The sequence below is a fragment of the Actinoplanes oryzae genome (genome assembly GCF_030757795.1).
Lineage (GTDB): Bacteria > Actinomycetota > Actinomycetes > Mycobacteriales > Micromonosporaceae > Actinoplanes.
In genome coordinates this window covers 49,364-63,049 of sequence record NZ_JAUQWH010000037.1, presented here as the reverse complement: position 1 = coordinate 63,049, position 13,686 = coordinate 49,364, and the positions used below count along the sequence as shown (strand labels likewise).

Sequence of the window (13,686 nt, the reverse complement as noted above, 5' to 3'; positions counted from 1 at the left end):
CCCCGCCGCAGGACGTCGTGCTGGTGGCGGCCGAGACCACCAGCGAGGTGACCTCGCTGCGCGGCACCACCGAGGTCGATCCCCGCGACGGCGGCCACCGCTCGGCGACGATCGAGGTGTCCGGCGCGGACTCCGCCATCGTGACCCGGGACGGCGACGTCACGGTCACCTCGGTGGTGGTCGGCGACACCTTCTACGAGCGGGCCTCCGACGACCCGAACCCGCGTACGGGCAAGGCCGAGCCCGCCGGGCGCCTCGCCCCCTTCGCCTCCTCGACCGGCGCGGTGGTGCGCGCCGCGCTGCAGGGGGCCGAGGTCGACGATCGCGGCGAGGAGAAGGTCCGCGGCGCCACCACGACGCACTACCGGCTGACCATGACGGCGGCGGCGCGCAAGGCGCTCGGTGCCCTGTCGCCGGGCCAGACGGCGTGGTTCGAGCTGGAGTACCCCGACGAGGTGTCGACCATCGACATCTGGGCCGCCGGCGACCTGATCCGCCGGATCACGGTGCAGCAGGAGTCGCAGCGCTCGACGACCGAGTTCTACGACTTCAACCAGCCGATCACCATCGCCGTCCCGCCCGGCTTCTGAGCGAGGCGAGGCGACCCGGTCCCCCTCGGCGAGGGGGACCGGCTCACGTCCTCGCAGCGGAGGCGGTCAGGCAGCTCGATGGCCTGGGCGTGGAACTCGCCCACCTCCACACAGGCCGGCGGGCCCGGCCCGGGCGCTACCGGTCGAAGGACGTGGTGGCCACGGCGACGATGTGGACCGGCTCGGTGCCCGGGCCCAGGCGGACCCAGGTGTGCTCGGACCAGTTCCAGTGCTCGCCGGTGATCAGGTCGTGGGCGACGAACGGGCCGTCCACGCCGAGCGCCGGCAGGTGCAGGTGGATCCAGGTGTCGCGGGTCACCAGCCCTCCACCCGGTAGGACCACCGCCCGGGCCGGTCCGCGCAGACCGTCGCGGACCAGGCGTCGAGCCCGGCGTTGACGCGCACCATGGGCACCGGCGACTCGCGGCCGCCGGGATCCGTGCACACGACGGTGGCCCCGACCGCCTCGTGGCCCTCCCGGAACACCGTCGCGGTGACCTGGAACTCCTCGCCCACCACGGATTTCGCGGGTCTTGCGCCCCCGTCCACGACGGGCGCCACGTCCAGCACAGCGATCCGGCCGATCGGCGTCATGGTTCCGAAGCTAGGCCATGACGGCCCGCCGCGCGCTTGCGTTCGAGCGCACTCCAACGGCTAGCGTCCGGCGTCATGCGTGAAACGACAGGAATGGCCCTGCTCCGCCCCGGCGGTCCGTGGGAGCCGTTCTCCTTCGAGCGCCGGGACCTGCGCCCGGACGACATCGCGGTCCGCGTCACCTGGTGCGGGGTGTGTCACACGGATCTGCACGCGGCGCAGGCGCTGACCGAGGGCGCGCCGCCGCTGGTGGCCGGGCACGAGTTCGTGGGAGAGGTCGCGGCCGTCGGCGCCGGGGTCACCGCGTTCCGGGTGGGTGATCCGGTGGCGGTCGGCGGGATCGTCGACTCGTGCGGGGAGTGCGCTGCCTGCCGTACGGGGGAGGAGGTCTTCTGCACCGAGGGCCTGACCGGCACCTACGGCGGCGTGGACCGGATCGACGGGTCGCCGACCCTCGGCGCCTACGCCGGGGAGTACGTGGTGCGCGAGTCGTTCGCCTACGCGCTGCCGCCCGGCCTCGACCCGGCGGGAGCGGCGCCGCTGATGTGCGCGGGCATCAGCACCTTCGAGCCGCTGCGGCACTGGAACGTGGGGCCGGGCCAGCACGTCGGCGTGGTCGGCCTGGGCGGGCTCGGGCATCTGGCGGTGAAGTTCGCCAAGGCGCTGGGCGCGCGGGTGACGGTCTTCACCACGTCTCCCGGCAAGGAGCGGGCGGCGCTGGAGCTCGGCGCCGACGCCGTGGTCGTCGGCTCCCGCGGGGAGGCGAACGGGCTCGACCTCATCCTCGACACGGCGTCCGCCAAACATGATCCGACGCCCTACCTGCGGGCGCTGCGCACCGACGGCACGCTGTGCATGCTGGGCATCCCCGACCGGTACGAGCCGGAGCCGCTCGCCATGGCGTTCGGCCGCAAGCGCCTGACCGCCTCGGCCGGCGGGGGCCGGGCCCGCACCCGCGAGATGCTGGACTTCGCCGCCCGCCACGGCATCACCGCCGACGTCGAGAAGGTGCCGGCCCGCGAGGTCGGCGCCGCGCTGGACCGCCTGGACCGCAACGACGTCCGCTGGCGGTTCGTGCTCGATCTCGCCGATCTAGGATGACGTGTGACCGCCACCCTCGGCATCCGGGAGCTCGCCGAGCTGACCGGCCTGACCCCGCACACGCTGCGCTGGTACGAGCGTGCGGGCATCCTGCCCCGTGTCGCCCGGACCGCGGACGGCCGCCGCCGCTACGACCCGGAGGCCGTCAAGGCCGTGCGGCTCGTGCAGGCGTTGCGCCGCACCGGCATGCCCGTCGCCGAGATCCGCACCTTCGTGGGCTTCGGCCCGGGCACGCCGGCCAACACCCGGCGCCGCATCGAGGTCCTGCGCCGCCAGGAGGCCGAGCTCCACCGCCGCCTCGCCGAGCTGCACGACGACCTGGCGATCCTGCGCGCCAAGATCGACGACTACCACGACATCATCGCCACCGGCCGCGACTGCGAGACCGACATCCTGACCGCATTCCCGGCGCCGCGGCGCACCGATCCGGCCCGGCGGCCGCTCCCGTGACGGGCGATCAGCGCAGGAGCGGGTCCGGCCGCCACTCCTCGGCGGGCCAGCGCCGCTGGTCGATGTCGCCGATGACCTGGGCGTAGCCGGCGACGTGCGCGTCGAACTCGGCCCGGGTGGGCAGGTCGTGGTGGGCGCCCCGGGCGCGGCGGAGCCGGTGTCGCAGCTGGTGCTCGGTCCACGAGGCGGTGTAGCCGTGCATCGCGGAGCGGTGGGCCTCCTCGCTCGTCACCGTCGTCAGCAGGGCCCAGCACGCCAGCTCGCCGACGACGGCCGCGTGGACGTGCCGGCCGGAGGCGTCGCCGGGGTGGGCGGCACCGATCTCCGCGACCTGGTCGATCAGCGCGTGCACCTGCGGTGCCGGGCGGGTACGACGCACGAGCCCGGCGAACCTCTCCGGGTGCCGGGCCAGCGTGGCGCCCAGATAGACCGTGAGCGCCTCGGTCGACCCCTCGAAGATCCGGAACAGCCGATAGTCGCGGAAGTGCTGGCCGACGGTGTTGGTGTCGAGGAAGCCGCGGGCGCCCAGCACCTGCAGGGCCGTGTCAATGGCCTGCCAGCCCAGCTCGCACCCCAGGATCTTGGCGCAGAAGTACCAGGGCTCCGGCACCTCCCGGCCCTCGTCGCGCCACGCCGCGATGCGGGAGGTCAGGATCTCCACCGCCTGGGTCGCGGCCGCCGCCTCGGCCAGCACCTGGCGGATGCGGCCGTTCTCGGCCATCGACCCGGTGGCGATCTCGCGGTTTCCCGCGAACCGCTGGGCCAGCTCCAGCGAGCGCATGGCCGCTCCCGTCGCCATCGCGGCGAGCACCGCGCGGCCGCCCGTGAACGCCGCCTTGGCGGTGGTCAGGCCGTGGCCCTCGGCGCCCAGCAGCGCGCCCGGGGGCACCCGCAGATTGTTGAACACGAGGTCGTACTGGGGCACGGCGCGCAGGCCCAGCGTCAGCATCTCCGGGCCGATGCCGAAACCGGGGGTACGGCTGTCGACGAGGAAACCGGTGATGCCCAGGAGGTGGCCGTGCTCGTCGCGGAGCCCGGCGAAGATGTTCACGTAGCGCGCGTCGCCGCCCAGCGAGATCCACTTCTTGGCGCCGTTGATCGTGTACGAGCTGTCGGCGTGCCGGATCGCGCTGGTGGTCATGCCCCGCACGTGCGAGCCGATGCCCGGTTCGCTGACGGCGCTGGTGGTCAGGGCGCGTCCCGTGGCCAGCCGGGGCAGCACGGCGCTCTTCACCTCCTCCGTCGCGGCGAGCAGGATCGGCGCCGCGCCGAGCGTGTTGTGCACCGCGCAGAAGACGGCGAGGTTGGCGTCGATCGCCCCGAGCTGGGTGAAGACCCGGTTCATGTCGGTGTGCGACAGCTCCTGGCCGCCGAACTCGCGGGGGATCTGCATGCCGAGCAGTCCCGCGTCGGCGAACTCCGACATCAGTGCGGGGGGCAGGGACCGGCGTTCGTCCATCAGCCGGGAATTGAGGAAATCCTGGGCGTACGAGCGCAGGAACTGCAGCATTCTCGTGGCCGAAGAGGGCTCCGGCCGATCGTCCGCCGCGAAGAGAACGGCGTCCTGGCCGGGGGCTCGGGTTCCCGTCATGCATTCCTCCGGGGATGTCGACATGCGCCGGCCGCGCGTCATCGTCGGGGCCGGGGCGAATGTCGCGTACAGGCGCTGCCGTTGCCTCGGAAATGGGGGAAGGCGGAGGCGCAGCGATCCGGTGCCGGCATGCCCGCGCGCATCCCGCGCGCGGCATGAGATCGACCGTTCCAAGGGTCGTGAGCGTACGTTCGGCTGTCCCGACCGAACTCTACAACGGGCGCCTTGGTTCCTCAACGGGGTCAAGCATGCACGCTGAGTGAGGAGTTGTCAGGGCCGGCCCTCGCGGGCATGGATCTGCGCGACCAGCTCCGCGGCGAGCGCCTTGATCGTCTCCAGCCCGGGGCGGCCCCAGGGCCGCGGCTCGACGTCGACCACGCAGACCGTGCCGAGCGCGACACCGGTCCGGTCGATCAACGGCGCGCCCAGGTACGACCGGATGCCGATCTCGTCCACCACCGGGTTGCCGGCGAACCGCGGGTAGTCGCAGACGTCGTCGAGCACCAGGGCCTTGCGCCGGACCACGACGTGCGGGCAGTACCCGTGCTCGCGCGAGAAGGTGCGACCGGCCAGCCCGGCGCGCAGGGCCGCCGGGATCGAGGTGCCGGCGTACAGGCCGCCCAGGTACTGGCGGTCGGCCTGGATGAAGTTCACCATCGCCAGCGGCGCCTTGGTGATCTCGCCGGCGCGCCGCGCGAACTCGTCGAGCCGCGGGTCGGCGTCGTGCCCCAGGCCGAGCTCGCCCAGCCGGCGCAGGCGGACCGGCACCTCGGGATCGGCCGGGGTGAGGGGCTGGTGTCCGGAGAGGTCGTAGATCATGCCGGGGCTCCGATCGGTCATCGGCGGGTCTGCTGGGCCAGGAGGTGGTGCATCAGGCTGATGAGTACGCCGGTGGCGGAGCGCCGATCACGTGCGTCGCACAGCACGATCGGGTTGTCCGGCTTGAGGTCCAGGGCAGTGCGCACGTCCTCCGGCTCGTACCGGCAGGCCGGGTCGAACTCGTTGACCGCGACCAGGAAGCCGATGCCCCGCGACTCGAAGAAGTCGACGGCCGGGAAGCAGTCCTCCAGCCGGCGGGTGTCGGCCAGCACGACCGCGCCCATCGCGCCGCTGGACAGCTCGTCCCACATGAACCAGAAGCGCTCCTGGCCGGGGGTGCCGAACAGGTAGAGCACATGGTCCCTGCTGATGGTGATGCGGCCGAAGTCCATCGCGACGGTCGTCGTGACCTTGTCCTCGACCCCGGTCAGCCGGTCCGTGCCCACGCCGGCGGTGGTGAGCAGCTCCTCGGTGTGCAGCGGCTCGATCTCGCTGACCGAGCCGACGAACGTCGTCTTGCCCACGCCGAAGCCGCCCGCGATCAGCAGCTTGAGCGGGGACGGGAACCCCTCAGATCCGTCGTTCAAGAGCATTGAGGATGGTCTCCAGTACCGTCAGGTCGGTGGCATCAGCCATCGGGTCGGGGGCGCGGGTGTCCACCACGCCCCAGTCCACCAGGTCGGACAGCAGGATCTTGGTGACGACCGCGGGCAGCCGCAGCCGCGCCGCGACCTCGGCGACCGTGGTGACGCTGCGGCAGAGGCCGAGCGCCTGGGCGTGCTCCGTGCCGAGCAGCCCCTGCGGCCGGCGGCCGGTGGCGATCACCATCGACAGCAGCTCCAGCCGGGTGGTCGGCTCGGTCCTGCCGTCGCTCACCGTGTACGGCCGGATGAGCCGTCCCGCCGCGTCGTCGAACCAGTGCTCGTCGTCGGTGCCCGGCACGCTCACCGCCCGCGCGCACCCAGGAACTCGGCCTCGTGGCGGGCCGGCGTCGACAGGTACGGCCGGACGCTCTTGACCAGCTGCGCCATCTCGTAGCCCAGCACGCCCGGGTCGGCCGCCTTGCCCGCCAGCACCGCCAGGACCGCCCCGGAGCCGGCCGCGGAGACGAACAGCAGCGCCTCGTCCAGCTCGGCCACGACCTGCCGGACGCCGTCGCTGCCGCCGAGCCGGGTGCCGGCGCTGCGGGCCAGCGAGAACAGCCCGGAGGCGACCGCGGCCAGGTGGTCCGCGCCGTCGTCGTCGAGCCCGTGGGCGGCCTTGCGCAGCCCGTCGGACGACAGCAGCAGCGCGCTCCTCGTGCCCGGTACCCGGTCGATCAGGCCGGACAGCAGCCAGACCAGGTCCTGGGACGTACGTGCGGGTTCGGTGCGCGACATGAGAGCCGGGCCTTTCTGGGTTCGGGACCGCTGGTCAGTCATGGCTGCCGGGGGCGGGCGCGGCCGCCTCGCCCTGGGAGACGCCGCTCATGAACGACGCCATCAGGCCGGGGTGGTGCTCGCCGGCCTCGTCCGCCGCCGGGCGGGACGGGCCGAGCTGCAGTTGCGGGGCCATGTGGGTCTGCCGGCGGCGGCGCGGCAGCGGGGGCCGCGACGACGCGTCCGGCGCCGGCTGCCCGGGGATCCGGCTCTGCAGCGGGACGCGCCGCTCGAGCGGGGGCCGCTCCGGAACCTCGGACGGCAGCTCGAGCCGTTGCGTCTCCTCGATCAGGGCCGGTGCGGGGGACTCCGGCGCCGCCTCGGCCGCCGCGCCGATCAGCTGCGGCGGCAGGATGATCACGGCCTGGGTGCCGCCGTAGATGTTGGTCTGCAGCTGCACGACGATGCCGTGCTGCCGGGCGATCATCGAGACCACGTAGAGCCCGATCCGCCCGTCCCGCAGCAGGTCGTCGAGGTCGGTGTCGTCGGGGTCGGCCAGCAGCTGGTTGACCCGGTCCAGGTCGGCGCGCTGCATGCCGAGCCCGCGGTCCTCGACCTCGACCGCCATCCCGGCGGCGACCCGCTGGGCGCGCAGCAGCACCTGGGTGTGCGGCGGCGCGAACATAGTCGCGTTCTCGATGAGCTCGGCGATCAGGTGGATGACGCTGGCCACGGCGTGCCCGGGAAGCGTGCCGTCGATCGGCGGCACCAGCTTGACCCGCGAGTAGTGCTCCACCTCGGCGACCGCGGAGCGCAGCACCTCGGTCAGCGCGATCGGCCGGCTCCACTGCCGGCGCGACACCGTGCCGCCGAGCACCGCGAGGTTCTCGGCGTGACGCCGGATCCGGGTTGCCAGGTGATCGACCTGGAACAGGCCCTTGAGCAGGTCGGGGTCCTCGACCTCGTTCTCCAGCGCGTCGAGCAGCATGATCTCGCGGTGGACCAGCGACTGCAGCCGCCGGGACAGGTTGACGAAGACCTCGACGTGCCTGTCGCCGGTGGGCGCCGCGGGTTGCGCCTGCGCCTGCCGCAGCCGCTCGCGGAGCTCGTCGATCTCGGTCCGGGCCGCCGCCAGCTCGGACCGGCACTCGGACAGCGCGGGAGGCGGCGCCGCGGCCGGGTCCGGTGGCGCGCCCGGCCGCGAGCCGGAGCGCCGGCCCGCCCGGACGGCGAACAGGACCGCGCCGAGCACCGCGACCACGGCGACGAGATACGGAATGGGGACCATGGGCATCCTTGTTTTCGTCGATGCGGCAATGTCCGGCCGGTGTAGAAGGCAATGACTGTAGTGGCCGCCGGATGCGTGACCAAGGACGGAATTCCGGACGCCATCGAATGGGTGAACAGGCCGTCACGCGAACGCCGGTACCGGCGTTGAGTCACCATGGCCACCACCGTGCCCGCCCCGTCGTCTCTGGGGGAATCGCACACCCTGTGCGACGGATTGCGCCCTGCGCAAACGGCGGCGGTATTGCGGCCGGTCGCCATTCCGGCCACCGGAAAAATTCCCGCTTCGGCGTAGCGGAAACTCCGGGTCAATCCCGGGTCGTCAAGCGATAGCTGTCAATGTGCCGCCGCGTCGGCCGGGGCTGCGTCCCGAGCGGGCCGCCCCGGCCGTCCCGGTACCCGCGGTCGCCGCCCGGCAATTTCGGAATAAATTTCGCGTTCTGCCTCCTCGCCCGTCGCCCCGGCGCTACGGTCGGCGACGGGAGAGTCCGGGTCGTGAGGAGAAGGCCGCAGCGTTGTTCCCGTCGTTCGTCCGGTCCGCGGACCCGGTGCTGGTCGTCGGCGCGGGCCTCGCCCTCTGCGCGCTGGCCACGGCGCTGCTGCGCCGCAAGGTCAAGCCGGTCGTCGAGGCCGCCGGCCGCGACCTGATCGCCCGGCTGCGGCCGCACCTGCCCGCCGGGCTGCGCCGGGTGGCCCGCGGCTGGTACGACCGGGTCGACCCGGCGACCGTACGCTCCATCCTGGTGGCGGCCGCGGCGGCCGGGATCGCCTGGTCCGCGGCGCAGACCCTGCACCTGGTCGGCGCGGTCACCGCCTCGATCTCCGCGATGCTGTCGGTGCACCTGAGCGCGCACGCCTCGGTCCGCGACGGGACCAAGCGCCTGGTCGGCACGCTCGCCGGCATCGGCATCGCGGTGGCCGTGTGGGGCGTGTCCGGCCCGAGCCCGGTGTCGATCGCGGTGATCGCCGGGTGCGGGCTCGTGGTCGGCCGGCTGTTGCTGCTCGGCGACGGTGCGGTCGCCGTGTCGGCGACGTCGCTGGGCGTCCTGGTCACCGGCGGCGTCACCGAGGCCGTCGTCTGGGAGCGGGTGGGGGCGACGGGGCTGGGCATCGTGGTCGGCGTGATCCTGTCGCCGCTCGTCGGCGGGATGACACCGCTGGAGCGCGCCCACGACAAGCTGGCGCACCTGTCGTCCGAGATCGCCCGCCTGCTCGGCGACCTCGGCGCCGGGGCGGCCCGCGGGTACGGCCGGGACCAGGCCACGCAGTGGCTGGCGCGCTCCCGCCGGCTCGGCGAGTCCCTGGGCGAGGCGGTCGACGCCGTGGAGGACCTGGACCGGCAGGCCCGCTGGTCCCTGACGACCCCGCTCACGGAGGTGGCCCCGGTGCACCACACCTGCCGGGTGCTCGAGCACGGGGTGCACCAGGTGAACTCGGTGGCCCGGACGCTCTTCGACGCCGCCGCCACGCCGCACTGTCCCGGTGTGCCGGACGACATCGGTCCGCTGCTGACGGCCGCCTCGGAGGCGTTCGCCGCGCACGCCCGGCTGGAGACCGATCCGGACGCCGACACCACGCAGGACGCCGGCGCCCTCGAGGACCTGCTCGACGACCTGCGCGAGGCCCGGCGGCACACGCTGCGCAAGGTGCGCACCGAGATCGACGACACCGGCGTGCTGGTCCTCACCGGCTCGATCATCACCGACATCGACCGGATGGCCGGCGCCCTGGAGCGCTCGGCGCCCGCGCTCACCGTCGACGCCCGGGAGCCGGGCCCCGGCATCCCGGCGGTCTCGGAGGTGGTGCCCGCGGTGCGCAGCTTCTGGGAGAGGGCACTGACCACCAAGGGTGAGCCCGGCGCCGGCGATCCGCGCAAGCAGTGACGGCCGGTCCGGCGGAGGCATTGACATTCGCCGATGTTGGAGACAACGTTGTCAGCGCCATTGATGAAGGGACGGCACCCCCATGCTCCGTACCCTCGCCACGGCGGTCCTGGTCACCGCCGCAGCACTCACCGTTCCGCAGGCCGCCCACGCGGCGGACCTCGCCCTCACCCCGTACGTCAATCCCCTGGTCGGCACCGACGACAGCAACTCGCCCAACCCGGTCGGCGGCGGCGCCGGTGGCAGCACCTTCCCCGGTGCCACCGTGCCGTTCGGCATGCTGCAGTTCAGCCCGGACACGCCGACCGCGTCCCCCTCCGGCTACCGCGACCGCGACCGGACGATCGAGTCGTTCAGCCTCACCCACTTCAACGGGGCCGGCTGCCCGAACAACGAGGACCTGCCGATCCTGCCGGTCACCGGCGCGATCGGCGCGTCGCCGGGCAGCTCGTGGACCAGCTACGCCTCCGGCTACACCAAGAGCAACGAGATCGCCCAGGCCGGCTACTACAAGAACCGGCTGGACAAGTACGGCGTCGACGCCGAGCTGAGCGCCACCACCCGCACCGGCGCGCTGCGGCTGACCTACCCGGCCACCACCAGCGCCCGGGTGCTGATCAACGCCAGCCGCTCCGCCACCGGCGACCGCGCCGGCACCGTGACCGTCACCGGCAACCGCGTCTGGGGCGAGCACACGGCGGGCGGCTTCTGCGGCGGCCGTACGTACAAGATGTACTACTCGATCCTCTTCGACCGGACGCCCACCGGGGTCGGCACGTTCAACGGCGGCACCGTGACGGCCGGGTCCACGACGGCGAGCGGCACCCAGGCCGGCGCCTACGTCACCTTCGACACCACCTCGAACGCCGTGGTCAACGCGACGATCGGCGTCTCGTTCGTCAGCGTCGCCAACGCGCAGAACAACGCCACCGCCGAGGCCGCGGCCTTCGCCACCGTACGCTCCCAGGCGGACGCCGCGTGGAACACCGCGCTCAACCGCGTGCAGGTGAGCGGCGGCAGCGCCCAGGAGCTGCAGAAGTTCTACACCGCCCTCTACCACGTGCTGCAGAACCCGAACGTGGCCAGCGACACCAACGGGGAGTACCGCGGCTTCGACGGTGCCGTGCACACCGCCTCCCATCCCGTCTACCAGAACTATTCGGGCTGGGACATCTACCGCTCGTGGTCCGCACTCGTCGCGCTGATCGCCCCGGACGTGATGAGCGACATCGTGAAGTCGATGGTGCTCGACGGCCAGCAGGGCGGCCTGCTGCCGAAGTGGTCGCAGCAGAGCATCGAGGACTTCGTCATGCCCGGCGACCCCGGGCCGATCATCGTGGGCAGCGCGTACGCGTTCGGCGTCCGCGGGTTCGACACCGCCGCCGCCCTGGCGCTGATGAAGAAGAGCGCGACCGGCGGCAGCACGCAGGGCTACGTCCTGCGCGGCAACCAGGCCACGTACGACGCCAACCAGTTCATCCCCGGCAACCCGTCGGAGACCCTCGAGTACGCGTCCAGCGACTTCGCCATCGCCCAGTTCGCCGGGGCGCTCGGCGACACCGGCGCGTACGCCACGTACAGCGCCCGCTCGCAGTACTGGCGCAGCCTGTTCAACGGCGAGTCGTCGTACATCCACACCCGCGACGGCGGCGGCGCCTGGTCGAGCCCGCTCAACCCGGCGCAGGAGAGCCCGTACGTCGAGGGCAACGCCGCGCAGTACACCTGGATGGTGCCGCACAACCTGGGTGCCCTGATCACCCTGATGGGCGGGCAGGCCACCGCCGTGCAGCGCCTCGACCACCACTTCACCGAGCTCAACGGCGGGCTGTCCCGGCCGTACTTCTACATCGGCAACGAGCCGGAGCACAGCGTGCCGTGGACCTACAATTTCGCCCGCAAGCCCGCCGGGGCGAGCGACGCCGTGCGCCGGGTGATGGCCGAGTCGTTCACCACCGGCGCCGGCGGGCTGCCCGGCAACGACGACCTCGGCGCGACCTCCGCCTGGTACGTCTGGTCGGCGCTCGGCTTCTACCCGGTCACACCCGGCGCGGACACCCTGGCCGTGCACGGCGGCGTCTTCCCGAGCGTGGTGATCCAGCGGCCGGCCGGCGCCATCACCGTCACCGGCGGCAGCGCCACCAACCGCTACGTCCAGTCGCTGTCGGTGGGGGGCACTTCCACCACCCACAACTTCTTCCGGTACGCCGACATCGCCGGCGGCGCGACGATCGCGTACACGATGGGCAGCACGCCGTCGTCCTGGGGAACCGGCGCCGGTGACATCCCGCCGAGCTTCACCGACGGCCGCACCTCGCCGCCGGCCGAACCGGACCTCGGGGCGAACCTCGCCCTGGGCGCCAGCGCCGGCGGCAGCGCGTCCTGCGCCGCCACGGAGTCGCCGGCGAAGGCGGTCGACGGTGCGATCGCGGGGAACAGCAAGTTCTGCTCCGGCGCCGCTCCGCAGCAGCTGCAACTGGACCTCGGGTCGGCGCGGACGGTGAGCTCGTTCGTCGTCAAGCACGCCGGGCTCGGCGGCGAGCAGACCGGCTGGAACACCGGCGCGTACACGATCGCCACCAGCACCGACGGCACGACCTGGAGCAACGCCGTCACGGTGACCGGCGCCAGGGCCAGCCGCAGCTATCTGCCGATCCCCGCCCGCACCGCCCGCTACGTGCGGTTCGAGGCGACCCAGCCGGCCGCGGACGGCACCGGCACCGCCCGGGTGTACGAACTGGAGGTGTACGGCAGCAGCAGCGCGCCGGCCGACCTGGCGTTGCGCCGCCCGGCCACCGCGGACTCGTCCTGCGCCGCCGCCGAGGGGCCGGACCGGGCGTTCAACGGCAGCTGGCTGGGCGGCTGGAACGACAAGTGGTGCTCGCAGGGCAGCACCAAGTGGCTGCAGGCGGATCTGGGCACCGCCCAGCACATCGGATCGGTGGTGATCCGGCACGCCGGAGCCGGTGGCGAGGTCCCGGCGTGGAACACCCGCGACTTCGACGTCCAGACCTCCGCGGACGGCGCCACGTGGACCACGCGCGCGCAGGTCCGGGGCAACACCGCGGACACCACGACAAGCACGGTGAACGCCGATGCCCGGTACGTGCGGATCGCCGTGGTGACCCCGGCGCAGAACGGCTCCGCCGCGGCGCGGATCTACGAGGTGGAGGTGCGCGGCTAGGCAATTTGCGGCGGTGGGGGCCTTCCGTCGTACAGGATGATCAGTCTTTGCCGCCGCAGTTGCCGTAACGGTCATCGATCTTGCAGGGTGGCGACATGATCATGTCCCACCCGACGGTCGCCGAGCGGGCACCGGCCCGCCCGGCGATCGGGCACAGCGTCGCGGAGAACCTGCTCGCCCTCACCATGGGCACCCTCATCACCGCCGTCGGCCTCTACCTGGTCAAGTCCGCGGGCGCGGTGACCGGCGGGACGGCCGGGCTGGTGCTGCTGCTCGCCCGGCTGACCTCGGGGCCGTTCGGGCTGATCTTCGCCCTGGTGAACGTGCCCTTCGCGGTGCTGGCGTGGCGGCGCCGGGGTCCCCGCTTCGTGGTCAGCTCGGTGCTGTCGATCCTGCTGCTCGCCGGCTTCTCCCTGATCCAGCCGCGGCTGCTGCCCCTCGACGACGTCAACCCCGTCTACGCCGCCCTGCTCGGCAACCTCGCCGCCGGGATCGGCCTGCTCATCATCCTGCGCCACCACAGCAGCCTCGGCGGCTTCAACGTGCTCGCCCTGGTCTGCCACGACCGCTTCGGCTGGCGGGTCGGATACGTGCTGCTGGCCCTCGACGTGGCCGTGGTGATCGCCTCGGCCTTCGTCATCCCCTTCTCCGCCGTCCTGCTGTCCGCGGCCGGGGTGGCCGTGCTCAACCTGGTCCTCGTGGTCAACCACCGCCCCGGACGCTATCCCGCCGCCATGTGAGCCCGGCTCAGGCGCACCAGTCGTCGCTGGTCCGGGGACATGTGCTGGGAGGACCAGCCTGACTCCGGCCCGAATCGCAGGTGGCTGGGAGC

At 72.8% G+C, this 13,686-nt stretch carries 14 protein-coding genes; 6 read left to right on the top strand and 8 right to left on the bottom strand.

The features are described from left to right. A partial coding sequence (locus RBH18_RS15210; RefSeq protein WP_306208125.1) for a hypothetical protein occupies positions 1–590 on the top strand: 590 nt, incomplete at its 5' end. 136 nt (positions 591–726) lie between these two features. On the opposite strand, the gene RBH18_RS15205 is transcribed toward RBH18_RS15210, so the two are convergent. Both RBH18_RS15205 and RBH18_RS15200 read right to left on the bottom strand, forming a co-directional pair. Beyond that, positions 727–909: a hypothetical protein gene (locus RBH18_RS15205; protein ID WP_306208123.1), complete on the bottom strand. Its 183-nt coding sequence runs from the start codon at positions 907–909 to the stop codon at positions 727–729. Next, positions 906–1,184, bottom strand: a complete 279-nt coding sequence (locus RBH18_RS15200) for a maltotransferase domain-containing protein (RefSeq protein WP_306208120.1) — start codon at positions 1,182–1,184, stop codon at positions 906–908. Before RBH18_RS15200 ends, RBH18_RS15205 begins: the two co-directional genes overlap by 4 nt. A gap of 75 nt (positions 1,185–1,259) precedes the next feature. On the opposite strand from RBH18_RS15200, the gene RBH18_RS15195 reads away from it, so the two are divergent. Together RBH18_RS15195 and RBH18_RS15190 are read left to right on the top strand one after the other, a co-directional pair. After that, positions 1,260–2,285, top strand: coding sequence for an NAD(P)-dependent alcohol dehydrogenase (locus RBH18_RS15195; protein ID WP_306208119.1), 1,026 nt, complete (start codon positions 1,260–1,262; stop codon positions 2,283–2,285). Positions 2,286–2,288: 3 nt separating this feature from the next. Further along, positions 2,289–2,735: a MerR family transcriptional regulator gene (locus tag RBH18_RS15190; protein ID WP_306208117.1), complete on the top strand. Its 447-nt coding sequence runs from the start codon at positions 2,289–2,291 to the stop codon at positions 2,733–2,735. Positions 2,736–2,742: 7 nt separating this feature from the next. Here RBH18_RS15190 and RBH18_RS15185 read toward each other — a convergent pair whose 3' ends face one another. The 6 genes from RBH18_RS15185 to RBH18_RS15160 form a co-directional block, all read right to left on the bottom strand. Next, positions 2,743–4,326, bottom strand: a complete 1,584-nt coding sequence (locus RBH18_RS15185) for an acyl-CoA dehydrogenase family protein (RefSeq protein WP_306208115.1) — start codon at positions 4,324–4,326, stop codon at positions 2,743–2,745. A gap of 270 nt (positions 4,327–4,596) precedes the next feature. After that, entirely contained in the window at positions 4,597–5,166 is a 570-nt protein-coding gene (locus tag RBH18_RS15180; protein WP_306208113.1) for a GAF domain-containing protein, read from the bottom strand. Further along, positions 5,163–5,738: a GTP-binding protein gene (locus RBH18_RS15175; protein WP_306208111.1), complete on the bottom strand. Its 576-nt coding sequence runs from the start codon at positions 5,736–5,738 to the stop codon at positions 5,163–5,165. Before RBH18_RS15175 ends, RBH18_RS15180 begins: the two co-directional genes overlap by 4 nt. Next, positions 5,716–6,093 (bottom strand): DUF742 domain-containing protein, encoded by a 378-nt coding sequence (locus RBH18_RS15170; protein WP_306208109.1) that lies wholly within the window; start codon positions 6,091–6,093, stop codon positions 5,716–5,718. Before RBH18_RS15170 ends, RBH18_RS15175 begins: the two co-directional genes overlap by 23 nt. Next, positions 6,090–6,524 (bottom strand): roadblock/LC7 domain-containing protein, encoded by a 435-nt coding sequence (locus RBH18_RS15165; RefSeq protein ID WP_306208107.1) that lies wholly within the window; start codon positions 6,522–6,524, stop codon positions 6,090–6,092. The genes RBH18_RS15170 and RBH18_RS15165 overlap by 4 nt, the downstream gene beginning before the upstream one ends. Before the next feature lie 34 nt (positions 6,525–6,558). After that, positions 6,559–7,791, bottom strand: coding sequence for a sensor histidine kinase (locus RBH18_RS15160; protein WP_306208105.1), 1,233 nt, complete (start codon positions 7,789–7,791; stop codon positions 6,559–6,561). Positions 7,792–8,305: 514 nt separating this feature from the next. Here RBH18_RS15160 and RBH18_RS15155 point away from each other — a divergent pair. From RBH18_RS15155 to RBH18_RS15145, 3 genes are all read left to right on the top strand, one after another. Beyond that, entirely contained in the window at positions 8,306–9,673 is a 1,368-nt protein-coding gene (locus tag RBH18_RS15155; RefSeq protein ID WP_306208103.1) for an FUSC family protein, read from the top strand. Between the two features lie 82 nt (positions 9,674–9,755). Beyond that, on the top strand, positions 9,756–12,854 hold the full coding sequence (locus tag RBH18_RS15150) for a GH92 family glycosyl hydrolase (RefSeq protein ID WP_306208101.1): 3,099 nt from the start codon (positions 9,756–9,758) through the stop codon (positions 12,852–12,854). Between the two features lie 95 nt (positions 12,855–12,949). After that, positions 12,950–13,594, top strand: a complete 645-nt coding sequence (locus RBH18_RS15145; protein ID WP_306208099.1) for a YitT family protein — start codon at positions 12,950–12,952, stop codon at positions 13,592–13,594. Positions 13,595–13,686: the final 92 nt, after the last annotated feature.

What these genes read in the sequence shown, in the direction of transcription:
- RBH18_RS15160 (WP_306208105.1), bottom strand. Translation starts at nt 7,791, where the DNA reads ATGGTCCCCATTCCGTATCTCGTCGCCGTGGTCGCGGTGCTCGGCGCG.
- RBH18_RS15185 (WP_306208115.1), bottom strand. Translation starts at nt 4,326, where the DNA reads ATGACGGGAACCCGAGCCCCCGGCCAGGACGCCGTTCTCTTCGCGGCG.
- RBH18_RS15145 (WP_306208099.1), top strand. Translation starts at nt 12,950, where the DNA reads ATGATCATGTCCCACCCGACGGTCGCCGAGCGGGCACCGGCCCGCCCG.
- RBH18_RS15150 (WP_306208101.1), top strand. Translation starts at nt 9,756, where the DNA reads ATGCTCCGTACCCTCGCCACGGCGGTCCTGGTCACCGCCGCAGCACTC.
- RBH18_RS15165 (WP_306208107.1), bottom strand. Translation starts at nt 6,524, where the DNA reads ATGTCGCGCACCGAACCCGCACGTACGTCCCAGGACCTGGTCTGGCTG.
- RBH18_RS15175 (WP_306208111.1), bottom strand. Translation starts at nt 5,738, where the DNA reads ATGCTCTTGAACGACGGATCTGAGGGGTTCCCGTCCCCGCTCAAGCTG.
- RBH18_RS15195 (WP_306208119.1), top strand. Translation starts at nt 1,260, where the DNA reads ATGCGTGAAACGACAGGAATGGCCCTGCTCCGCCCCGGCGGTCCGTGG.
- RBH18_RS15180 (WP_306208113.1), bottom strand. Translation starts at nt 5,166, where the DNA reads ATGACCGATCGGAGCCCCGGCATGATCTACGACCTCTCCGGACACCAG.
- RBH18_RS15200 (WP_306208120.1), bottom strand. Translation starts at nt 1,184, where the DNA reads ATGACGCCGATCGGCCGGATCGCTGTGCTGGACGTGGCGCCCGTCGTG.